Here is a 23,237-nt window from a genome sequence, read left to right as displayed (position 1 = left end):
GGGCCATGACAGGCAGGAGTGATGTGGGCAGGAAGATCACGGGACCACGCAGTACGCCCGCCCTCGCCGCCCTCACGGAAGCAGCCGTCCCCTTCTCGGCGCACCCGTACAGCCACGAGGAGGGCGTCTCCTCCTACGGACTCGAGGCTGCTGCAGCTCTCGGCGTCGAGCCGGAGCGGGTCTTCAAGACCCTGATGGCGAGCGTCGACGGGACGCTGGTCGCCGCCGTCGTCCCCGTCAGCGGGTCACTGGACCTCAAGGCCCTGGCTTCGGCGCTCGGCCGGCGGAAGGCCGCGATGGCCGATCCGGACGCCGCCCGGCGACGGACGGGCTACGTCCTCGGCGGGATCTCCCCCATCGGCCAGCGGCAGGCATCCCCCGTGGTCGTCGACCGGTCCGCACTCGACCACCCCACCGTCTTCGTGTCCGGCGGGCAGCGGGGCCTGGACGTCGAGCTGGCCCCGGCGGACCTCGTCGCCGTGACGCACGCACTGATCGCGCCGATCGCGGGTACCCGACGTCGTTCCGCGGACCCGTGAGGCCCTCGCCGGAGCGCGCAGGCAGCGCTGACCGGCCACTGCTGCCGGGGCGGGCCGCAGGGGTACGGTGGACCGGTGAGGATCACCGCGGATGAGACCCCTGGCCTGGACCGGGCGCTCGCGCTCTACGATGCCGTGGGGTGGACGGCCTACACGCGTGATCCCGACCGGCTCGCGCGGAGCCTCGCAGGGTCCCACTCGGTGGTGACGGCGTGGGACGACGACGGCGGACTGGTGGGGCTGGCGCGCACCGTCTCCGACGGGGAATCGATCTGCTACATCCAGGACCTCCTCGTGCATCCTGCGTCCCGGCGCCGCGGGGTGGCCCGTGCCCTGCTGGAGGAGATCCAGGGACGCTACGCCCACTGCACGTTCCTGGCACTGACCACGGACGCCGCCGGCACGGAGGACGCGGAGCGCTCGCATCCCTTCTACCGCGCCCTGGGCTTCCGGCCGCATGACGACCTCCGCCTGGCCGCGTTCGGCTACCGGCCGTGAGCGGGCCGGAGCGTCCGCTGCTGCCCGGCTGGCCCGAGATCCCGCCGGCGTCCGGCGGCGTGGTCCTGCGGCAGATCGAGGACCGGGACGCCGGCATGGTCCGGGACCTCGCGACCGATCCCTACGTGCCCCTCATCGGCACGCTCCCTCCGCTGGCCGGCGCGGAGGAAGCCCTCGCCTACATCGCCCGCCAGCGTGAGCGGCACCCGGAGGGGGCCGGTTTCTCCTTCGCGATCGCCGACGCCCGCACGGACGAGGCCCTGGGCGTCATCGGCCTGTGGCTGCGCGACTACGGCCTCGGGCGCGGCGAGGCCGGGTACGCCGTCGCCCCCGCCGCTCGCGGGCGGGGGGTCGCGACCGACGCCCTGCGGGCGCTGACGTCGTTCGCGTGGACCCTGCCGGGCCTGTACCGCGTCGAACTGCACATCGAGCCGTGGAACGCGGCGTCCCTCGGCGCCGCCCGCCGTGCCGGCTTCACCTACGAGGGGCTCCTCGGCAGCTACCTGGAGATCGGCGGCGAGCGCCGCGACCTCGCCTCCTACGCGGTGATCCGCACCGCCCCGCCGGAGACCGTCAGGCCCCCGGCCTCGGGGATGCCGACCGTGATCAGGGACGGCCGCCCGACGTCCGCGCCCTGATGCACCGTGAGCGTGGCCGGCGGGACGAGCTCGTCCCGCGCCCGCAGATAGGCGCCGAGGGATGCCGCGGCCGACCCGGTCGCGGGGTCCTCGCGGACGCCGCCCGGCGGGAACGGGTTGCGGGCCTCGAAGACGTCCGGGCCGATCCGGTGCACGACGGCGACCGTCGCGCCCCAGCCCTGCGCGGCCATGAGGGTCTTGAGTCCGTCGTAGTCGTAGTCGAGGGCGCGCAGGACTCCCGCGTCACGGACGGGCACGATGGGGTGGATGTTGCCGGCGAAGGACAGCAGGACGGGCAGGTCGGCCGACAGGTCCTCCTCGGCGAGCCGGAGATGCCGCAGCAGGTCGGCCCGGCAATCCGCGTCGATCCCCTCGACCCACGGGTCGACCGTCTCGAGGGATGCGACGAGGCGGTCGTTCACGCGGTCCGTGGTGAGCGCGAGCACTCCCACGGGCGTCGAGAGGGCCAGCGTCCCGGGCCCCTCGCGTTCGGCGAGCGCGACGCCCGTGGCGATCGTCGCGTGGCCGCAGAAGGGGATCTCCGCCTCGGGGGCGAAGTAGCGGACCGTGGCACGGCCCGGCAGGCGGTCGGAGAGGAACGCGCTCTCCGCGTACCCGAGGTCCGCGGCGATGGCCTGCATCTCGTGCGCCGCCAGGCCGTCGGCGTCGAGCACCACGCCGGCGGGGTTCCCGCCGTCGGGCCGGTCGGTGAACGCTGCGTAGCGAAGGATCTCCATGCAGGCGATGCTAGCGCGGCTGCGGGACGCTCACCCGTCGATCGCCGCCGGGTCCCCCGTCGGGGTGTCGGTCCTCCGGTTGATCAGCCAGGTGACGAACCAGAGCACGACGCCGATCACCATGAGGCCCCCGGCAATCTGGTACTGGATGATGTCGCGTCCCACCCAGGGCCCGGCGAGGAACAGGCACAGGACCGCGGCCGCGGCGGGCAGCGGGCCCGGGGAGGTGAAGAACACCTTCCGGTTCACGTCCCGCTTGCGGCGGAGCACCAGGCACGCGATGTTCACCACGGCGAAGACGCACAGCAGCAGGAACGCGGTGGTCCCGGAGAGATTGGCGACGATGTTGCCGTCCGGGTCGCTGGTCACATAGAGGATCAGGGCGAGCGCCAGGACCGTCGAGAACAGGATGCCGGCCCACGGGGTGCAGCGCACGGGGAGCACCTTGCCGAGCGATCGGGGAAGGACCCCCTGCCGTGCCATCCCGTAGATCAGGCGGCTGGCCATCAGCATGTTGATCAGGGCGGTGTTCGCGACGGCGAAGACCGCGAGGAAGGGGAAGATCTGGTCGATGGGGAAATCGGGTGACCCCTTGTGCACCACCTCGAGCAGCGCGGCACCCTCCGCCTCCCGGATGCCTTCCAGCTCGGTGGGACTCAGCACCGTGACCACCGAGACGGCCACCAGCATGTAGAAGATGACGGCGATCCCGAGGCCCGTGAGCATGGTCCGGGGGAAGATGCGCTCCGGGTTCTGCGTCTCCTCCACCATGTTGACGGAGTCCTCGAAGCCCACCATCGCGAAGAAGGCGATGGAGGTGGCTGCCGTGACGGCCAGGAACAGGCCCTTGTCCTGGTAGTCGGTGAAGACGAAGACCTGGCCCACGTTGCCGGTGCCCTGCGCCATGGCGAAGAAGCCCACGCCGATCACTATGCACAGCGCGGCGACCTCGATGAGCGTCAGGACCACGTTGAACTTGACGCTCTCCCCCACACCGCGGAGGTTGATCAGGGCGAGCAGGATCATGAAGCCCAGGGCGACGGCGGTGAGCACCCCCTGCCCCGGCGCCTCCATCCAGCCGTTGACCACGAAGCCGCCGAACAGGTTCTGCGCCAGCACGTTGGCGGACGTGGCGGCGCTGGTGACGCCGGAGCAGACGACGGCGAAGGCCACCAGGAAGGTGACGAAGTGGATGCCGAACGCCTTATGGGTGTACAGGGCCGCGCCTGCCGCCTGGGGGTACTGCGTCACGAGTTCGAGGTAGGAGAACGCCGTCATGGTCGCGACGATGAAGGCGAGGAGGAACGGGAGCCAGACCAGCCCGCCGACCGTCCCGGCCATGGTCCCGGTGACCGCGTACACCCCGGCTCCCAGGATGTCGCCCACGATGAACAGGAGGAGCAGCTTCGGGCCGAGGACCCGCTTGAGCTCGGGTTCCTCCGTGGCGGACGCCTTGGACACATGCTCTGCAGAAGTACTCATGGACGGCCTCCCCGTAGTTTTCCACCTCACTGTGGTACCAATCACCCTGCTTAGCAAGACATTGCGCGTGGTACCGATGTGTGGCCAATTCCCGCGGCAGGGTATCCCCCGATGATGGCCGGGCGACGGCCCGCCCACGCGGCGTGCACGACGGCGACGGCGCAGCCTCCGCAGCGCTGCCGGCGTTGACACGGAATGTGACGGTCATTACTCTGGGAACGTTCACAGATTCTCGATGGAGAGCATGGCCCCTCAATGTGGGAGCGTTCACAGACCGCGCCCGCGGCCTCTCCTGCGGCACCTGCCCGGGAATCGGCACCGCAGCATCGAGGAGCAGGTTTGGCACACGCAACCACCGTCGCAGGACTGTCCGGGAACGGGCAGCTCGTCTACGGATGTGATTACAACCCCGAGCAGTGGGATGCATCCGTCTGGGTGGAGGACGTCCGCCTGATGAGGGAGGCCGGCGTCAACCTCGTGGCCGTCAACATCTTCGGCTGGGCGGAGCTGGAACCGGAGCCGGGCGTCTTCCGCTTCGAGAACCTCGACGCCGTCATGGACCTCCTCGCCGAGCACGGCATCGGGGTGAACCTGGGCACCGGCACGTCGTCGACCCCTGCCTGGCTCACCACCGCGCATCCTGAACTCCTCCCCCGCGCCGCCGACGGCACGGCCCGCTGGCCGGGCGGCCGCCAGGCGTTCTGCCCCAGCTCCCCCGTCTACCGCGAGCACGCCCTCGCGTTGGTCCAGCAGGTCGCCGCCCGCTACGGCAGCCACCCGGCGCTGCGCCTGTGGCATGTCTCCAACGAGCTCGGCTGCCACAACTCCCTGTGCTACTGCGACGTCTCGGCCGACGCCTTCCGCAGGTGGCTCCGTACGCGCTACCGGAGCCTCGACGCCCTCAACGCCGCATGGGGCACCGCGTTCTGGAGCCAGCGGTACTCGGGCTGGGAGCAGATCCTGCCCCCGCGGCTCACGCTCTCGGCGACCAACCCCACGCAGACCCTCGACTTCAACCGCTTCAGCTCGGACGAGCTCCTCGCGCACTACTCGGCCGAGGAAGCCGTGCTGCGGGCCCACAGCGCAGCTCCCGTCACCACCAACTTCATGGTCGCCGCGCACATCCGTAACCAGGACTACTGGACCTGGGCGCCCTCCATGGACGTCATCGCCAACGACCACTACGTGGATCACCGCCTCGCCGCCCCGCTCACCGAACTCGCCTTCACCGCGGACACCACCCGCGGGCTCGCGCAGGGCCGGCCGTGGCTGCTGATGGAGCACTCCACCGGCGCCGTGAACTGGCAGCCCCGCAACATCGCCAAGGGTCCGGGCGAGATGATCCGCACCTCGCTGACCCACCTCGCCCGCGGTGCGGACGGCCTGTGCTTCTTCCAGTGGCGCGCGTCGCTGCAGGGCAGCGAGAAGTTCCACTCCGCGATGGTGCCCCACGCCGGGACGGACTCGCAGGTCTGGCGCGACGTCGTCGAACTCGGCTCCTCGCTGGTCAAGCTGCGCGAACTCGCGGGCACCACCGTGCATGCGGACGTCGCGCTCGTCTTCAGCTGGGAGGCATGGTGGGCCCACGACCAGGAGTCGCACCCCTCGGGAGACGTCCGCTACATCGAGCAGGTGCACGCCGCCTACAAGGCCCTGTGGGACGCCGGCATCACGGTCGACGTCGTGGCGCCCGGCGCGGACCTCTCCGCCTACCGCCTCGTGGTGGTCCCGAACCTGTACCTGATCCGCGACGAGCACGCCGCGACCCTCAGCGACTTCGTGGCCGGCGGCGGCTCCGCCGTCGTCACGTTCTTCAGCGGGATCGTCGACGAGAACGAGAGGGTGCGCCCCGGCGGCTACCCCGGAGCGTTCAGGGAGCTGCTCGGCCTCCGGTCCGAGGAGTTCTTCCCGCTCGATCCGGCCCACCCGCTCACCCTGGACAACGGCTCACCCGCGTCCCTCTGGTCCGAGGCCGTCCGCCTCACCACGGCCGAGGCCGTGCTGAGCTACGCGACCGGCCACCACGCCGGCGGCCCCGCCGTCACACGCAACCGGTTCGGAGCGGGCGCTGCCTGGTATGTCAGCACGGTGCTCGACGGCGGTGTCCTCCGGGACCTGCTCCTGCGGGCCGCCGTCGCCGCCGGAGTCACCGTCCCCGAGGTGCAGTCCGGCCTCGAGACGGTCACCCGCCGCGGCAACGGACACGAGTACCTCTTCCTCATCAACCACGGCACCGAGGACCGCAAGCACCGGGTCACCGGCCTGGAACTGCTGACCGCGGAGGCCGTGGCCGACGCCGTCGTCGTTCCCGCGGGCGCAGTGCGCGTTGTCCGCACCACCCCAGTAATCCCCACCGACGGCTCCGCCCCGGGCCGAAAGGATGCAGGAAATGACCGTCATTAGTACTCCGGCCGAGTCGCCGAAGGCGCGCCCGGCCGCGCGGAAGAACCGCTCCTCGGGAGCGCAACGCCGCGCCGTGGCCATGTTCATCGCCCCGTTCGCGGTGCTCTTCATCGCCTTCTACGCCATCCCGATCGTCTATGCGGTCATCCAGTCGCTGCTCACCGTCGAGCGGGAGGGTACGTTCGGCAAGCCCCAGCAGGTCTTCGGCGGCCTCGTGCAGTACGAGCAGGTCTTCCAGAACACCGCCTTCTGGCAGTCCGTGGGCCGGGTGCTGCTGTTCGGTGCCGTACAGGTCCCCATCATGCTGGGCCTCGCCCTGCTGTTCGCACTGCTGCTGGACTCGCCACTGCTCAGGGGCAAGAAGTTCTTCCGCCTCGCGTTCTTCGCGCCCTACGCCGTCCCCGGCGTGATCGCTGCCATCATGTGGGGTTTCCTGTACTCGCCGTCGCTCTCGCCGTTCGGCCCCGTGACCTCGACCATCGACTTCCTGGGTGCAGAGCTCGTGCTGTGGGCCATCGCGAACATCGTGACGTGGGTCTACGTGGGCTACAACATGCTGATCATCTACGCGTCCCTGCTCGCGATCCCCCACGAGATCTACGAGGCGGCACGGCTCGACGGCGCCAGCAACATCCAGATCGCCTGGCGCATCAAGATCCCCCTGGTGGTCCCCGCGATCATCCTCACGGCGGTCTTCTCGATCATCGGCACGCTGCAGCTGCTGGCCGAACCGCAGACCCTGCGCAGCTTCAGTTCCGCGATCAGCAGCACGTACACCCCGAACCTCGCGGTCTACACCACGGCGTCCATCCCCAACTACAACCTGGCCGCCGCCTTCTCGGTGGTCCTGGCGCTCGCCACGTTCATCCTCTCCTTCGTCTTCCTGAAGGCCACCCAGCGGAAGGTATCCCAGTGATGGCAGCTCCAGCCACCGCCCCCAAGCGCCCGCGCGGCGGGAGCGCGACGGCGCGCAGCGCCGAGGACCGCGGACGCGGCCCCCGCCAGAGCATCATGTCCCGCAGCGCGGCGATGCTCATCATGGGTGTCTTCACCCTCTACTTCCTGACCCCCATCTGGTGGCTACTCACCACCTCGACGAAGACCGGCGGGGAGATCACCTCCACGGCGCCGCTCTGGTTCACCGCGAACTCGCTCGGCACGTTCTTCGACAACCTCGGCCGGCTCTTCACCTACGGGGACGGCCTCTTCGGCCGGTGGCTGCTGAACTCCGCCCTCTACGCCGGCGTCGGCGCCCTGATCGGGACGATCATCGCGGCCATGTGCGGCTACGCCCTCGCGAAGTACGAGTTCCGGGGCCGCGAGGCGATCTTCAACGTCGTGCTCAGCGGCGTGCTCGTCCCCGCCACCGCCCTGGCCCTCCCCCTGTTCCTGATCTTCAGCCGGGTGGAGCTCACCAACACCATGTTGGCCGTCTTCCTGCCGAGCCTCGTCAGCCCCTTCGGCGTGTACCTCGCACGGATCTACGCGGCCGCGAGTGTCCCCAACGAGCTGCTGGAGGCCGCACGCCTCGACGGCTCCGGGGAGATACGGACGTTCTTCAGCCTGTCCACGCGCCTGATGGCACCGGCCCTGGTGACCATCTTCCTGTTCCAGTTCGTCGCGATCTGGAACAACTTCTTCCTGCCGCTGATCATGCTGCGTGACCAGGCGCTCTTCCCCGTGACCCTGGGGCTGTACGCCTGGAACAGCCAGATCAGCCAGATCCCCGAGCTGCGGTCCCTCGTGATCGTCGGGGCGCTGGTCTCGATCGTCCCGCTGATCATCGCCTTCCTCGCCCTCCAGCGGTTCTGGAGCAGCGGCCTCGGCGCCGGCAGCGTCAAATAGCCACCCCTCATCCTCCCCACCAGCACCACGGGTGCCGGGGCGTCCGCCCCCGCACCGCACTGCTCAATCAACCGATAGGAAAGACAATGCGCGCGCATTACGGAAAAGTCACCGCGGCCTTTGCCATGATCTCTGCGCTGGCTCTCTCCGGCTGCTCAGCCGGCGGAGACAGCTCTGAAGCAGGCGCCGAGGCGGGCGCCTGCGAGGCCTCCGACGGGCCCGTGACCCTGCAGTTCACCACCTGGGTTCCCGGCATGGACAAGGTCGTCGAGCTGTGGAACGCGGACAACCCCGACATCCAGGTCGAGGTGCAGACCGGACCCAACGGCAACTCGGGCACGTACCAGAACTTCTTCAACCAGATCCAGGCCGGCAACGCGCCGGACCTCGGCCAGATCGAGTACGACGCCCTGCCGAACTTCCGCGTGCAAGACGGCCTGGAGAACCTCGCCGGCTGCGAGGGCGTCGCCGACGCCCAGGACCAGTTCGTGGACTGGACCTGGGGCCAGGTGACCTTCGGCGAGGAGGACGCCGTCTACGCGATCCCGCAGGACAGCGGCCCCATGGCCATGTACTACCGCGCCGACCTCTTCGAGCAGGCCGGCATCGAGGTGCCCACCACCTGGGAGGAGTACGCCGCTGCCGCCGAGCAGATCAAGGCCGAGGGCTCCTACATCACCAACTTCCCGAAGTCGGACGTGAACTGGTTCGCCGGGATGGTCTGGCAGAACGGCGGCCAGTGGTTCGCGAACGACGGCGAGAGCTGGGACGTCAACCTGACCAGCCCCGAGTCCGAGGAGGTCGCCACCTACTGGCAGGACCTGCTGTCCAAGGACCTCGTCTCCACCCTGCCGTCCTTCTCGGACGAATGGAACGCCTCCTTCAACGAGGGCGACCAGTGGACCTGGGTCTCCGCGGTCTGGGGTGCGACGACGCTCTCGACCGGCGCCCCCGACACGGCCGGCAAGTGGGCCGTCGCCCCGATGCCGCAGTGGGAGGACGGCGGCGAGACCGCCGGTAACTGGGGCGGCTCCTCGACGGCCGTGCTGAAGGGCTCCGAGCACCCGGCCGAGGCCGCGCAGTTCGCGCTGTGGCTGAACACGGACCCCGAAGCGCTGGCCCTGGCCAACGAGCTCGGCGGCCTGTACCCGGCAGCGAAGTCCGCAGCCGACCTCGAGTCCTTCGCCGGCGGCGTCGAGTACTACGGCGGACAGAAGATCTACGAGGTCTTCTCCGAGGCTTCCGCCCAGGTGAACCCCGACTTCACGTGGGGCCCCACCATGACGCAGACCTACACGGACGTCTCCGACGGATTCGGTGCCGCCATCGGCGGCTCCGGCACCCTGATGGAGGCCCTCGAGAACGGGCAGCAGAAGACCATCGACTCCCTCACGTCGCAGTCCATCCCCGTCTCGGAGTAATCCCCGGCGGTTCCCGCCACAGTGACCACGAAGCGCCGCGTCCCGGAAGGGGCGCGGCGCTTCGCGCATCCCGCGCCGCCCCTCGCGCTGGAATAGGCTGGCAGGATGGATCCCGCGCACACCCTGCCCCAGGACCGCATCCGGGCAGAGCTCCGCTCGGCCCGCCGTCCCACGACGTCGGACGCCGACTGGCAGTCCTTCCAGGCCCGCTTCGACACGGAGTTCCCCCGCCTGCAGGCGCTGTTCCACCGCATCTACGGTCCCGGGGCGGACGGCGAACTCCTGCAGGTGGCGCTCGACGCCGCAACCTCCTGGCAGGACCGGCCGGCGGACCTCAAGGCCCTCGACGCCTCCCGTGCCATGGCCCCGGACTGGTTCCAGTCGCACCGGATGCTCGGCGGTGTCTGCTACGTGGACCTCTATGCCGGGGACCTCGCCGGCCTCCGCGCGCGGATCCCCTACTTCCGCGAACTCGGCCTCACGTACCTGCACCTCATGCCCCTGTTCCGGGCTCCCGAGGAGAACTCCGACGGCGGGTACGCGGTCTCGAGCTACCGCGACGTGAACCCGGACCTCGGCACCATGGACGACCTCGCCGACCTCGCCCGGGAGCTGCGCGAGGACGGGATAGCCCTCGTGGTCGACTTCATCTTCAACCACACCTCGGACGAGCACGAGTGGGCGCGCAAGGCCGTCGCCGGCGATCCCGAGTACGCAGACTTCTACCTGATCTACCCCGACCGGCAGATGCCGGACGCCTACGAGCGGACCGTCCGGGAGATCTTCCCCGACGACCACCCGGGCTCGTTCGTGCAGCTCGAGGACGGCCGCTGGGTGTGGGCCACGTTCCACTCCTTCCAGTGGGACCTCAACTACCGCAACCCGAAGGTCTTCCGGGCCATGGCCGGCGAGATGCTCTACCTCGCCAACCAGGGGGTGGACATCATCCGGATGGACGCCGTCGCCTTCATCTGGAAGCAGCTCGGCACCACCTGCGAGAGCCTGCCCGAGGCGCACCTGCTGCTGCAGGCCTTCAACGCGGTGTGCCGCCTCGCCGCCCCCTCGCTGCTGTTCAAGTCGGAGGCGATCGTGCACCCGGACGAGGTGGTGCAGTACATCGACCGCGGCGAATGCCAGCTCAGCTACAACCCACTGCAGATGGCGCTCATCTGGAACTCACTGGCCACGCGGGAGGTCTCGCTGCTCGCCCAGGCCCTCGAGCGCCGACACGACATCCCGGAGGGCACGGCCTGGGTCAACTACGTGCGCAGCCACGACGACATCGGCTGGACGTTCTCCGACGAGGACGCCGCGGAGCTCGGCATCGACGGCCACGACCACCGCCGGTTCCTCAACGCCTTCTACGTCGACCGCTTCCCCGGCAGCTTCGCGCGCGGCGTGCCCTTCCAGGACAACCCCCGCACCGGGGACTGCCGGATCTCCGGCACCACGGCGTCCCTCGCCGGGCTGGAAGCGCACGACGACGCCGCCGTGGCGCGGGTCCTCCTCGCCCATTCGATCGTCCTCAGCACCGGCGGCATCCCGCTGCTCTACCTCGGTGACGAGGTGGGCCAGCTCAACGACTACTCCTACCTCGACGATCCGGCGAAGGCCGAGGACAGCCGCTGGGTGGGCCGCCCCGCCTACCCGGCGGACCGCTACGCCGCACGGACGGACCCGACGACGGACGCCGGCGCGGTCTTCGCCGGACTGCAGCGGCTGCTCACGGTGCGTCGGCAGGCACCGGAGTTCTCGGGCGGCCTGCTCGTGCCGTTCCACACGGACAACCCGCATGTCCTGGGCTACCAGCGGCCCGGCCTGCTCGACGGCGAGGAGTCCACCGTCGTCGTGTTCGCGAACTTCGCGGAGACGCCGCAGGGCATCAGCGCCCTGACGCTCTCGGGCCTGCCGGCAAGCGCCCTAGAACTGATCAGCGCCCGATCCGAGCTCCTGCAGGCAGGCATCACCCTCGAGCCGCTCGGGATCCGGTGGTACCGGCTCTAGCCCCTGCGCTCCCCACCGGCCCTCAGGCCTGCCGGCGCGAGAACTCCCCCGCCGCCCGGACCTGCTCCGGGGTGGGCCGGATCCCCGTGTAGAGCACGAACTGCTCCTCGGCCTGCAGCGCGACGACCTCCGCCCCCGTGATGACCGGCCGGCCCGCCGCACGGGCGGCGAGGATCAGCGGCGTCTCCGAGGGAGAGGCGACGACGTCGAACACCACCTGCGCGGCGTCGATCGCCGCCTGCGGGAAGGCGAGGGCGTCGGCGTCGGGGCCGGTCATGCCCAGCGGGGTCACGTTGAGGAGCAGATCCGCCGTCGACTCCCCCACCTCCGGCTGCCAGCCGAAGCCGTACAGGTCCGCGAGCGCCCGGCCGGTGCGCTCGTTGCGGGCGACGACGGTGACCTGCGTGAAGCCGGAGTCCCTCAGCGCGGCGACGACGGCCTTCGCCATGCCGCCGGATCCCCGCACGAGGACCGAGTGCGTCGCCGGCACGGCGTGCTCGCGCAGGAGCCGCTCGATCGCGAGGTAGTCCGTGTTGTAGGCGGTGAGGACGCCGTCGTCGTTCACGATGGTGTTGACGGAGTCGATGGCCTGCGCGGACGGGTCGAGGTGGTCCACGAGGGCTATGACATCCTCCTTGAACGGCATCGAGACGGCGCACCCGCGGATGCCGAGGCCGCGCAGTCCGGCGATCGCCGACGGCAGGTCCGTGGTGGTGAATGCCTTGTAGATGTAGTTCAGCCCCAGCTCCTCGTAGAGGTAGTTGTGGAAGCGCGTGCCGATGTTGCTGGGCCGCGCGGCCAGGGAGATGCAGAGCGTCATGTCTTTGTTCAGGATGGGCACCTCCCCATCATCCCAGCAGCACCCCGTCCGCAGGCCCCGAACCGCCGCCCTCCGACCACCTGCAAGGCACTAATATTGGGACGAGTCCCTCCCGCGACGGCGCGTTGCCGAGGCACCACGTCACCCTCCTCGTCCGCACCGCCCCAGGAGCAAGCCCTTGAAGATCGACTTCGCGCAGTCCGCCCAGTCCACCCTCGGCGTCGAGTGGGAACTGGCCCTCGTGGACCGCTACAACGGGGAACTCGTCTCCGTGGCGGGTGAGGTGCTGCGGGGGGTCAGCACGAACCACCCCGAGCTGCAGGACGACGACGAGCACCCTCACATCAAGCAGGAACTGCTCCTCAACACGGTGGAGCTCGTGACGGGCATCTGCACCTCGGTCGGTGAGGCCAAGGCGGATCTGGCCCGCTCCCTCGCCGCCGTCCGCGAGGTCACCGATCCCATGGGCGTGGAACTGTTCTGCGCCGGCTCGCACCCCTTCAGCGCCCCGAAGGCCCAGCAGGTCACGGACCGGGAGCGGTACGCGAAGCTGATCGACCGCACGCAGTGGTGGGGCCGGCAGATGGTCATCTACGGGGTGCACGTGCATGTGGGGCTCGATTCGCGCGACAAGGCACTGCCGGTGGTGGACGGCCTGACGAACTACTTCCCGCACTTCCAGGCGCTGTCGGCGTCGTCACCGTTCTGGGGCGGCGAGGACACCGGGTACGCCTCCCAGCGGTCCCTCATGTTCCAGCAGCTGCCCACCGCGGGCCTGCCGTTCCACTTCGACGACTGGGCGGCCTACGAGTCCTACGTCCAGGACATGTTCACCACCGGGGTGATCGACTCCGTCAGCGAGATCCGGTGGGACATCCGGCCGGTCGGGAACCTCGGCACGGTGGAGATGCGCGTGTGCGACGGCCTCTCGACCCTGCAGGACGTCGGTGCGGTCGCCGCCCTCACCCAGTGCCTGGTGCAGGAGTTCTCCGAGACCCTCGACGCCGGCGGGAGCATCCCCACCATGCCGCCCTGGCATATCCAGGAGAACAAGTGGCGGGCGGCCCGCTACGGCCTCGACGCGATCATCATCCTCGACGCCGCGGGCAACGAGCGGCTCGTCACCGAGCACCTCGTCGACGTCCTGAACCGCCTCGAGCCGATCGCGGCGAAGCTCGGATGCAGCAGCGAACTCGCGGACGTGGAAACCATCCTCCAGCGCGGCGCCGGGTACCAGCGCCAGCGCAGGGTGGCGGCGGAGAACGACGGCGACCTCCGCGCCGTCGTCCTCGACATGGTGCAGCAGCTGCGCGAGTAGCGAGGGAACGACGCCGGTATCACCCGGTCGGCGTACCGTATCGGACGGCCCTCCATCGAACGGGTTCAGGCCTCGAGGGCAGTACACCTGTCCCCCAGCGAGGGCTGGGATACGAGTCCCATCACCGGGACAGGCATGAGTTTCAGGCGCTCGGCCTGCTCGACCCGAGGGTCGGGCGCGTCCTCGGGGAGAATTCCAGGCACTCTCATGCCGCGATCATGAACCAGACACGGGATCGCGAGTCCATATCTGCAGATCCATATCTGTGGAAGAGGACACCGACCGTTGGAGGATCCGCTTCCGGACCGGCCGCGCCTCCTCGTCATAGGACATCAGCGACACGGAACGGTCACAGTCAGGACGGTCGCTCACCGTGCAGATCATGGTGGAGTGTTCGTCATGCTGTTCGTCATCCGGGAGAAGGAGTTGTTGTGCGGATACTCGTTGTAGGGGCCGGAGCCACAGGAGGCGCCTTCGGGACCCTGCTGCAGGAGGCAGGGCGGGACGTCACCTATCTCGTCCGTGAACGCAAAGCAGAAGCCTTGCGCCGCGACGGCTTACGATTCGTATCCCCTGATGCCGACCGGACTCACCCGGTGCAGGTCATCACGACCACGGACACGGCTCCCGCCTTCGATCTCGTGCTCATCACGGTCAAGGCGACAGCCTTCTCCTCCGCCGTCATCGACGTCCACCCGTTCATCGACGCGACCACGCGCATCCTCCCGGTCCTCAACGGCATGGCGCACATCGACCAGCTCCAGGCGGCGTACCCGGGACAGGTACTGGGCGGGCTGGCCCGCATCGTGGCGACCCTCGACGGTGACGTCGTCCACCAGAGGACCCCCATGAGTTCCTTGATGGCGGGCTCCCTGACAGACGCTCCGGTCGCGGACGATATTCGCGACGCCCTCGACGTCCCGGGCATCGACTTCTCGGTCGCCGATGACGTGGTGGGCGCGCTGTGGGACAAATGGGCGTTCATCGCCGCTGCCAGCGTCATCAACTGCCTGTTCCATGCTCCCGTGGGCCGCATCCTCGATGCGGGCGGTGAAGGCGCGGTACGCGCGGCAATCGAGGAACTCGAGGCCGTCGCCACCCGGTCAGGACACCCCGTGTCGGGTCCGGCGCACCATCAAGCCGTGGCGCTCCTGACCGAACCGGGATCCTCCTTCACCACATCGCTGTACCGGGACCTCACCGCAGGCCTGCCATCAGAGGTCGACCACATCCTCGGCGACTACGCACACCGGGCCACGGCGCTGCGGCAACCCACTCCGCTCCTCGACCTGGCCCTCATCGCGATCAGGGCAAACCTCTCGAACTGACCCACGACGGCTCTCGCCCCCGCGTCTTTCCGGATCGACCCTCACCTGAGAAAGTAACGACATGACCCTGGACATCGCGGCGTTCCGCGCGCACTTCCCCGCCCTGCTCACCGGCACCGCGTATTTCGACGGCCCCGGCGGAACGCAGACCCCCACCGTCGTGGGAACCGCGATAGCCGACGCCATCACCGGGCCGCTGTCCAACCGCGGCTTCGGTATGGGCTCGGAGAGCAACGCCGAATCGGCGGTCGGCGGATTCCGGGCGGCGATGGCCGACCTGCTGGGGGCGCATCCTCGCGGTGTCGTCTATGGCCGAAGCGCAACGCAGCTCGCCTATGACTTCTCCCGCCACCTCGCCAAGACCTGGCAGCCGGGTGACGAGGTCGTCGTGTCACGCCTGGATCATGACTCCAATATCCGCCCCTGGCTGCAAGCAGCCGCCGCGGTCGGCGCCACTGTGCGCTGGATCGATTTCGACCCGGACACCACGGAGATCGACGAAGCGTCCGTCGCGGCCGCGATCACCGAGCGCACGAAGCTGGTGGCGATCACCGCCGCGTCGAACCTGCTCGGCACCAAACCGCCGGTGCGCCGCATCGCCGATGCCGCTCACGCGGTCGGCGCACTGGTCTACGTGGACGGGGTGCACTACACCGCTCATGCGGCGGTCGACGTGAAGGCGTTGGGATCCGACTTCTTCGCCTGTTCACCCTACAAATTCCTCGGGCCTCATTGCGGTGTTCTCGTGGCCGACCCGGACCTGCTGGAATCACTGCAGCCGGACAAGCTGCTGCCGTCCACGAACGAGGTGCCTGAGCGGTTCGAGTTCGGTACCCTCCCGTACGAGATCATGGCCGGAGCCACGGCGGCCGTGGATTTCCTCGCAGCGATCGCGCCCGGCGCCGCAACCGGCCGCCGTGCGCGCCTTCTCGCATCCACCCACGTGGTCGATGAGTACGAGCTCGCGTTGCGCTCCCGCATCGAGGCAGGGCTGGCCGGACTGGGTGATGCCGTCACGCTGCACTCGAAAGCCCGGGATCGGACACCGACACTGCTGGTGACGTTCCCGGGCCGGTCCTCCGCGAACGCCTACCGGTTCCTTGCGGAACGGAACATCCTCGCGCCGGCAGGCTCCTTCTACGCGTACGAGGCCTTCCGTCGTCTCGATCTCGAGGACAGCGCCGCCCTGCGGATCGGCTTGGCGCCGTACAACGACGACGACGACGTCGACCGCCTCCTGGCCGCGCTCGGCGAGTTCGTTGCTTCATAGGGCGCGGTGGGCAGGATCCGTGGACGGGGCTGCTCCGCATCAGTCGCGGACGGCAGCTACGGCTTCGATCTCGACGAGCTGGTGCTCGTACCCGAGGACTGTCACCCCGAGTAGCGTGCTCGGCACGTCGTGTCCGCCGAACCTGTCGCGTACAACACCCCATACCCTTACGAGGTCGGCGCGATCGGTCGATGCCACGAGGACGCGTGTACTGATCACGTCCTCGAGAGTCGCACCGGCGTCGCCCAGCGCCACCAGCATGTTGTCGATGCACTTCGCCGCCTGCACCGCATAGTCACCCTCGCCCACCGTGACGCCGGCTTCATCGAGGGGACACGATCCTGCAAGGAACACCAGCCGCGCGTCAGCCGGTGCGGTAGCCGCATAGGCGTACTGCACCATGTCCGAAAGGGCGGTCGAGCGGATCAGGGTCACAGCGGAAGCCATCGAGCCGTACCTTCTCTCGTGTGGATGAGCCCCAAGCCTCCCACTTCGTCCTCAGACCAGCACAAAGGCAAACTCGTCGACATCGACCTGCGGGCCGACGGGGAGAGGGGTAGAACATACGTATGACACCAACTCCCCTGGTCCTTGGCCCCATACTGCGGTACGTCGACGACACCTCGGCAAGTGTCTGGGTGGAGGTCGGCGCCGCGGCACGCGTCGTCGTCCGGGCTGCCCAGCGATCCTGGGAAGCACGCACGTTCGCGGTCCACGGGCACCACTACGCGCTCGTCGAGGTGGACGGACTCGAGCCGGGAAGCGTCACCCCCTACACGGTGGAGATCGACGGACACCAGGCCTGGCCGGACCCTGGATCGGTTCCCGAATTCCCGCCGTCGAGCATTGCGACACGCACCCCGGGGAAGCCCCTGCGACTGGCCTTCGGGTCCTGCCGCACGAGCGTCCCCCACACCAAGGAGGGCAATCGGACCCACGGCATCGATGCCATGCGTGCGTACGCGCTCAACCGGACGAAGGACGACAGTTCACCGCGGCCGGACCTGATGCTCTTCCTCGGCGACCAGGTGTACGCCGATTCCACCAGTGAGGAGATGCAGCAGTTCATCCGCGGGCGGAGGGACATCGAGGAGGAGCCCGGCGCCGAGCTGAAGGACTACGAGGAGTACGCCCACCTGTACAACCTGGCCTGGTCCGACAGCGCCAACCGCTGGTTGCTGTCCACCCTTCCCAGTGCCATGATCTTCGACGACCACGACATCCGCGATGACTGGAACGCCTCCACCTCCTGGAAGCAGGAGATGGAGGCCACTTCCTGGTGGCAGGACCGGATCGTTGCGGGCCTGGCGTCGTACTGGGTGTACCAGCACCTCGGCAACCTGTCACCGGACCGGCGCGCGGAGGACCGCCTCTGGCAACGGATCGTCCACCATCACGACGCCGCCGAGCTCGACCTGAGCGAGGAGCTCGACGCCTTCGCCGACCGGGCGGACAAGGACCCGGCCAGCTACCGCTGGAGCTACTGCCGCGACTTCGATGACACACGCCTGATCGTGGTCGACTCCCGCGTATCCCGCGTGCTGACACCCGATGCGCGGGCCCTGCTCAGCGAGGAGGAGACGGCGTGGCTGGATGACAAGATGGTGGGCGGATTCCGGCACCTGCTGGTGGGAACCTCGCTGCCGTTCCTCCTGCCGCTGGGGCTCCATCACATCGAGTCGTGGGACGAGGCCCTCGCACAGGGTGCATGGGGCGCGCGGGGCGCGCGGCTGGGTGAGAAGCTGCGGCAGGGCATGGATCTCGAACACTGGGCCGCCTTCCAGAACAGCTTCCGCGCCGTGGCCCTCATGGCGACGGACGTGGCGGACGGCAACCGGGGCCCGGCACCGGAGACGGTGACCTTCCTGTCGGGAGACGTCCACTTCTCGTACGTCGCGGAAGTGGACAGGACGTCGGGCAGCCGTATCCTCCAGGTGGTCTGCTCCCCGATCCGCAATCCGCTGCCGCGGCTCCTGCGCTCCTCCACCGCCATCCTCTCCTACGCCGTGGCGGCACCTCTCGGGGCCCTCGTGGCGCGCTCGGTGAAAGTCCCCAACCCACCGTTCCGCTGGCGGAACATCAGGGGACCGTGGTTCGACAACAACCTCGCGTCGCTCGAGGACACCGCGGACGGGCTCACGCTGTCGTGGCAATCGGGAACGGTCGACGGCGACGACCATCTCCACCCCCGGCTCACGGAGGTTGCCGCCATGACAGTGCCGCGGCGTGGGTCCGGGAGTGTGCCGGGAGGGGAAGCGGAGCCCGAGGCAGCGCTCTCGACGGCCAGGGGCATTCGGGCACGGAGACTACGGCGAAAGTAGGACCTGCCTCCAGCGCCGTGTCCCTCGTAGACGGTGCGACGTCCGGACGAGGGTGGAGGCGGCAAGGGCATAGGGCTCGGCCCTCGGCGACGGCAGTAACGGTCCTGGTGGTGTACCGGGCCGGCTCATCCGTGGAAGGTATCGGCCCGATCATGGGGATCGCCCTCCGGGGAGATTCCACGATATGGATATGCTGGGATCGGACGGCAGCTACGCGCAGGACACAGGTCAGGAGCAGGGATCATGGAGGCACCGGTCAGAAGCGGGGGCGTGCAGTCCGTCGAGCGTGTCTTCGAGCTCCTGGAACTGATCAACGACGCCGGGGGCGAGGTCACCCTGAGTGAACTCGCAGCTTCCACCGATCTTCCGCTGCCCACCATCCACCGTCTGCTCCGCACACTGCTCGGCAAGGGCTACGTCCGTCAGCTGCCGAACCGCAGGTACGTCCTCGGCCCGCGATTGATCCGTCTCGGGGAAGGCGCGAACAGACAGCTCGGCGCACTCGCTCGCCCGCAGCTCAAACACCTGGTCGATGCTCTCGGGGAAACGGCCAACATGGCTGTGCTGGATTCCGACATGGTCGTCTACATAGCGCAGGTGCCGTCGCTGCACTCCATGCGGATGTTCACGGAGGTCGGCCGCCGCGCCCACACCCACGACACGGGGGTAGGAAAAGCGATCCTGGCCCAACTGGATGACGAGTCGGTGCGACGCATCGTCGGCCGTGCCGGCATGCCCACGCCGACGACGAAGAGCATCGCGTCGATCGATGCGCTGCTCGACGAATTGGCCGTGGTCCGCAGGCGGGGGTACGCGGTCGACGACGGCGAGCAGGAGCTCGGTGTCCGGTGTTTCGCCGTTGCCGTGCCCGACTCCCCGACCCCGACGGCCATCTCCGTCTCCGGCCCCATCTCGCGCGTGGACGAGGATTTCGCCCAGCGTGTGGTTCCCCTACTGACCGCTGCCGCACAGGCCATCTCCGGCGATCTCAACGTCGCCGACTAGGTGTGGCAGGACGCCGGGCCCTGCAGGGCCCGGGTTCGTGTCCGGGGGAATCTCCCCCGGGGTCGGACGGTCCTGCCGGGACGCTCGTCGCGCCCATCGACCGCTCGGCGACGGCGGGTGGCTCGGACCATTGACATCGGCAACCTTCACCCCTAGCGTTTTCGTCAGATAGAAGCGATATTCCGTTATGCGGAAGTGACCCCTGTCAATGCTTGCCGCCCCTGGCTGCGAGGGTTCGTCCTCGCAGGCGCGGCCTGGTGGCCTCCGCCCCTTACGGACGCGGCCCATGGCAGACGCACTACGTCAAAGGAGACGATCGATGACCAGCAGTACCGTCGCCCACAGCCTGACCGAGGTGTTCGCAGCCCTACCCCGGTTCACCCAGGACCCCCGGGAGCTCGCACTCGTCCGCACCGACCGGTCCGGCTATGTGCCGCCGACCCTGCCGGACGGGGTGGTCCAGGCCGAGTCGGTCGAGGACGTGGTGGAGACGCTCAGGCTGGCGAACGAGCATCGCATTCCCGTCGTTCCGCGCGGAGCGGGAACCGGTCTTGCCGCCGGTGCCGCCGCGAGGGCCGGTGAGATCGTCCTCGATGTGCGGCGGATGAACCGGATCCTGCGTATCGACCCCGTCGAGCAGATCGCCGTCGTCGAGCCGGGGGTACTCAACGCCGAGCTCAATGCAGCGGCCGCCCTGCACGGCCTGTTCTACGCTCCGGATCCGGCCAGCACCGCCATCTGCTCCATCGGCGGCAACATCGCGACCAACGCCGGCGGAATGCGTTGCGCGAAGTACGGGGTGACCCGTGAATCGGTGCTGAGCCTCACGGTGGTCCTGGCTGATGGCCGTGTACTGGTCACCGGCACCCAGACCATCAAGGCCGTCACCGGCTACGACCTGAACGCGGTGTTCATCGGCTCGGAGGGCACCCTCGGCGTCGTCGTCGAGGCGACGCTCCGGCTGCGCCCGGCGCCGGTGGCAACCGCCACCCTCGCCGCCTACTTCGGGACCGTGGAAGCTGCGGCAGCGGCGGCCTCGGCCGTGGTCGCGGCGCGAGCTACCCCCTCGGTGCTCGAACTCGTGGACGGCCCCACCCTGGGCGCGATCGACCGCGCCACCGGAACCGATCACCGCCGGCGCGGTGAAGCCTTCCTGCTGGCTCAGACCGATGGATTCGGCGCCGAGATCGAGCGCGACGTGGTGCTGAAGGCCATCGAGCCCTTCGCGGAATCGGTCATGATCGCCGACGATCCGGCGGAGGCGGAAGCCCTCATCCAGGCGCGCCGGGACGCGATCCCCTCGCTCGAGAAGCTGGGCCGGACGTCCATCGGCGACGTCGGAGTACCCCGCAATCGGCTCGCGGAGATCGTGACGGGGATCCAGCGCATCTCGGAGGACACCGGCGTCGACCTCTACACGGTCGCGCATGCCGCGGACGGCAACCTGCACCCGATGATCGTCGTCGACGAGAACGAATCCATCACGGACGGCGCGCCGAAACTGGCGATGGGGCGGATCTTCGAGCTCGCCCAGAGCCTCGGCGGCACCCTGACCGGCGAACACGGGGTCGGGCTGCTCAAGCGCGACTGGTTCACGGCGGAGGTCGGTGAGGTCTCCCGCGACATCCAGCACCGGATCAAGCATGCTCTCGACCCGCAGAACATTCTGAATCCGGGCAAAGCCATCTGACCTCGGGCATCCCGCCCACCAGCTCGTACCTCGTCTCTCGCCTATCCAGGTCAGAAAGGCCTTTCCTGTGGACAATCTCGCTGTGCTTAGTCTCTTGGCGCTGTCACCCATCCTCGTGGTGGGCGTGCTCCTGGCGGGCTTCCGCTGGCCCGCCAAATATGCGATGCCCCTCGGCTACGTCGTCGCCGTCGTCGTGGCGCTGGTGGTGTGGCGCGTGAGCTTCAACGGGGTGATGGCCGCGACCATCGAGGGCCTGATCGTCGCCGTGACCCTTCTCTACATCGTGTTCGGCGCGCTCCTGTTGCTTTCAACGCTCACCGTGGGTGGAGCGATGGCGACGATCCGGGCCGGTTTCGACAACATCTCAGCCGACCGACGGGTCCAGGCCATCATCATCGGGTGGCTCTTCGGCTCGTTCATCGAAGGTGCCTCCGGTTTCGGCACACCGGCTGCCGTGGTGGCTCCCCTTCTGCTGGCGATGGGCTTCCCCGCGATGGCCGCCGTCATGGTCGGCCTGATCATCCAGAGCACCCCGGTCAGCTTCGGAGCGGTGGGGACACCGATTCTCGTGGGTGTGGGCAACGGCTTGGGCGGCGACCCGGCCGTGGCCGAGCGCGCGAGTGTTCTCGGCCTGACGATGCCCGAGTTCATCTCGGAGATCGGCTTCAACGTGGCGGTCATCCACGCGATCGTCGGCATCCTGATCCCGCTGATCCTGGTGACCATGCTCACCGGCTTCTTCGGCCCCCAGCGGCGATTCCGCGACGGGCTCGTGGTCTGGCCGTTCGCCGTGTACGCGTCCCTTGCCATGACCGTCCCCTACGTCCTGGTGGCCCGGATCCTCGGACCGGAGTTCCCGTCCCTCTTCGGCGGCCTCATCGGGCTGGTGCTGGTCATGTTCACCTCGAGCCGCGGCTTCCTGATGCCGAAGGACACCTTCGATTTCGGCCCCCGCACCTCCTGGCCCGAGCGCTGGATGGGCACCATCGAACCTGCCGCAGCGACCGAGATCTCCACCCGGATGAGCCTGGTGCGGGCATGGGCACCCTACGTCCTCATGGCGGTCCTCCTCGTGGCGACCCGTGTCATCGCACCGTTGAAGGAGTTCCTGACAGGGATACAGATTCCCTTCGCGGGGATCCTCGGCACCGAGATCACCACCAGCATCCAGCCGTTCTACTCACCGGCCTTCCTCCTCATCCTGGCGTCGGTCTTCGCCTGCCTGCTGCACCGTATGAAGGGCCCCCAGATTGCTCAGAGCCTGGCGATCTCCGGACGCCAGCTTGCCGGCACGGCCGCTGCGCTGCTCTTCGCCGTTCCGCTCGTGCGGGTCCTCATCCAATCGGGCCCGGCCCTCAACGAATCCGGACTCGCCAGCATGCCGGTGACCCTCGCGGAGGGTGCCGCCGCGATCTCGGGCAGCTCCTGGCCCCTGATCGCACCGTGGATCGGAGCGCTCGGAGCTTTTGTGGCCGGGTCCAACACCGTGTCCAACCTGACCTTCGCCCAGTTCCAGTTCTCGACCGGCGCGGGGATCGGCGTGCCGCCCGAATTGGTGGTTGCCGCCCAGGCCGTGGGCGGAGCCGGCGGTAATCCGGTGGCCATCCACAACATCGTCGCGGCCGCGGCCACCGTGGGCCTCCTCGGTCGTGAGGGGGACCTGCTGAGGAAGACCGTCCTGGTGACGATGTACTACTGCGCCATGAGCGGCGCGGTCGCGTACATCTCGATCTACGGGCTCGGTTTCAACCCTGGCACCATCCTCCTGGCGCTGCTCATCGTCGGCCTGGCCCTGCTGGCCCGGGTACTGATGCGCAAGAACGTACCGCTGGAGGAGCGGAGCAGCGTAGGGTCCGGAACGGCGTGAGACCGCAGTCATGAGGGCGGATAGGGGCTGCCCCGAGGTGTGACACCTCGG

Annotated in this window: 19 protein-coding genes; 15 read left to right on the top strand and 4 right to left on the bottom strand. The window is 68.8% G+C overall.

What is annotated here, in order from left to right; genetic code table 11:
• Positions 1-5: 5 nt before the first annotated feature.
• From ybaK to RY94_RS17055, 3 genes are all read left to right on the top strand, one after another.
• Positions 6-539 carry a Cys-tRNA(Pro) deacylase gene (gene ybaK / locus RY94_RS01500; RefSeq protein ID WP_231554368.1) on the top strand — a complete coding sequence of 178 codons (534 nt, stop codon included), beginning with the start codon at positions 6-8 and terminating at the stop codon, positions 537-539.
• Positions 540-614: 75 nt separating this feature from the next.
• A complete protein-coding gene (locus RY94_RS01495) occupies positions 615-1,037 on the top strand; it encodes a GNAT family N-acetyltransferase (protein ID WP_043440834.1) in 423 nt (140 codons plus the stop codon).
• Positions 1,034-1,675: a GNAT family N-acetyltransferase gene (locus tag RY94_RS17055; protein WP_082045970.1), complete on the top strand. Its 642-nt coding sequence runs from the start codon at positions 1,034-1,036 to the stop codon at positions 1,673-1,675. Before RY94_RS01495 ends, RY94_RS17055 begins: the two co-directional genes overlap by 4 nt.
• Here the strand turns inward: RY94_RS17055 and RY94_RS01485 are convergent.
• Positions 1,576-2,412, bottom strand: a complete 837-nt coding sequence (locus RY94_RS01485) for a PhzF family phenazine biosynthesis protein (protein ID WP_043440828.1) — start codon at positions 2,410-2,412, stop codon at positions 1,576-1,578. The two genes, RY94_RS17055 and RY94_RS01485, sit on opposite strands and share 100 nt — an antisense overlap.
• A gap of 30 nt (positions 2,413-2,442) precedes the next feature.
• Positions 2,443-3,894, bottom strand: a complete 1,452-nt coding sequence (locus RY94_RS01480; protein ID WP_043440825.1) for an APC family permease — start codon at positions 3,892-3,894, stop codon at positions 2,443-2,445.
• Between the two features lie 255 nt (positions 3,895-4,149).
• Between RY94_RS01480 and RY94_RS01475 the strand changes: the two genes are divergently transcribed.
• The 5 genes from RY94_RS01475 (at position 4,150) to RY94_RS01455 (ending at position 11,567) form a co-directional block, all read left to right on the top strand.
• Positions 4,150-6,297: a beta-galactosidase gene (locus RY94_RS01475; RefSeq protein WP_082045969.1), complete on the top strand. Its 2,148-nt coding sequence runs from the start codon at positions 4,150-4,152 to the stop codon at positions 6,295-6,297.
• Positions 6,275-7,213, top strand: coding sequence for a carbohydrate ABC transporter permease (locus tag RY94_RS01470; RefSeq protein ID WP_043440822.1), 939 nt, complete (start codon positions 6,275-6,277; stop codon positions 7,211-7,213). Before RY94_RS01475 ends, RY94_RS01470 begins: the two co-directional genes overlap by 23 nt.
• Before the next feature lie 95 nt (positions 7,214-7,308).
• A complete protein-coding gene (locus tag RY94_RS01465; protein WP_043441331.1) occupies positions 7,309-8,142 on the top strand; it encodes a carbohydrate ABC transporter permease in 834 nt (277 codons plus the stop codon).
• A gap of 86 nt (positions 8,143-8,228) precedes the next feature.
• Positions 8,229-9,563 (top strand): ABC transporter substrate-binding protein, encoded by a 1,335-nt coding sequence (locus RY94_RS01460; RefSeq protein WP_043440820.1) that lies wholly within the window; start codon positions 8,229-8,231, stop codon positions 9,561-9,563.
• 105 nt (positions 9,564-9,668) lie between these two features.
• Positions 9,669-11,567 carry an alpha-amylase family protein gene (locus RY94_RS01455; protein ID WP_043440818.1) on the top strand — a complete coding sequence of 633 codons (1,899 nt, stop codon included), beginning with the start codon at positions 9,669-9,671 and terminating at the stop codon, positions 11,565-11,567.
• Between the two features lie 22 nt (positions 11,568-11,589).
• Here RY94_RS01455 and RY94_RS01450 read toward each other — a convergent pair whose 3' ends face one another.
• Entirely contained in the window at positions 11,590-12,408 is an 819-nt protein-coding gene (locus RY94_RS01450) for a shikimate 5-dehydrogenase (RefSeq protein ID WP_269429720.1), read from the bottom strand.
• Between the two features lie 157 nt (positions 12,409-12,565).
• Between RY94_RS01450 and RY94_RS01445 the strand changes: the two genes are divergently transcribed.
• From RY94_RS01445 to RY94_RS01435, 3 genes are all read left to right on the top strand, one after another.
• Positions 12,566-13,705, top strand: coding sequence for a glutamate--cysteine ligase (locus RY94_RS01445; protein ID WP_043440816.1), 1,140 nt, complete (start codon positions 12,566-12,568; stop codon positions 13,703-13,705).
• Positions 13,706-14,136: 431 nt separating this feature from the next.
• On the top strand, positions 14,137-15,033 hold the full coding sequence (locus RY94_RS01440; RefSeq protein ID WP_043440813.1) for a ketopantoate reductase family protein: 897 nt from the start codon (positions 14,137-14,139) through the stop codon (positions 15,031-15,033).
• Positions 15,034-15,094: 61 nt separating this feature from the next.
• Entirely contained in the window at positions 15,095-16,303 is a 1,209-nt protein-coding gene (locus tag RY94_RS01435; protein ID WP_043440810.1) for a cysteine desulfurase-like protein, read from the top strand.
• A 39-nt stretch (positions 16,304-16,342) separates the two neighbouring features.
• On the opposite strand, the gene RY94_RS01430 is transcribed toward RY94_RS01435, so the two are convergent.
• Entirely contained in the window at positions 16,343-16,750 is a 408-nt protein-coding gene (locus RY94_RS01430) for a RidA family protein (protein WP_043440807.1), read from the bottom strand.
• 122 nt (positions 16,751-16,872) lie between these two features.
• Between RY94_RS01430 and RY94_RS01425 the strand changes: the two genes are divergently transcribed.
• From RY94_RS01425 to RY94_RS01410, 4 genes are all read left to right on the top strand, one after another.
• Positions 16,873-18,624 (top strand): alkaline phosphatase D family protein, encoded by a 1,752-nt coding sequence (locus tag RY94_RS01425; protein ID WP_043440805.1) that lies wholly within the window; start codon positions 16,873-16,875, stop codon positions 18,622-18,624.
• Positions 18,625-18,867: 243 nt separating this feature from the next.
• Entirely contained in the window at positions 18,868-19,629 is a 762-nt protein-coding gene (locus RY94_RS01420; RefSeq protein WP_043440803.1) for an IclR family transcriptional regulator, read from the top strand.
• A gap of 319 nt (positions 19,630-19,948) precedes the next feature.
• Entirely contained in the window at positions 19,949-21,319 is a 1,371-nt protein-coding gene (locus tag RY94_RS01415) for an FAD-binding oxidoreductase (RefSeq protein ID WP_043440801.1), read from the top strand.
• Between the two features lie 82 nt (positions 21,320-21,401).
• Positions 21,402-23,186 carry an L-lactate permease gene (locus tag RY94_RS01410; RefSeq protein WP_231554366.1) on the top strand — a complete coding sequence of 595 codons (1,785 nt, stop codon included), beginning with the start codon at positions 21,402-21,404 and terminating at the stop codon, positions 23,184-23,186.
• Positions 23,187-23,237: the final 51 nt, after the last annotated feature.

This window comes from Arthrobacter sp. L77 (genome assembly GCF_000816565.1).
Classification (GTDB): domain Bacteria; phylum Actinomycetota; class Actinomycetes; order Actinomycetales; family Micrococcaceae; genus Arthrobacter_D; species Arthrobacter_D antioxidans.
This window is presented reverse-complemented; position numbering and strand designations above follow the sequence as displayed.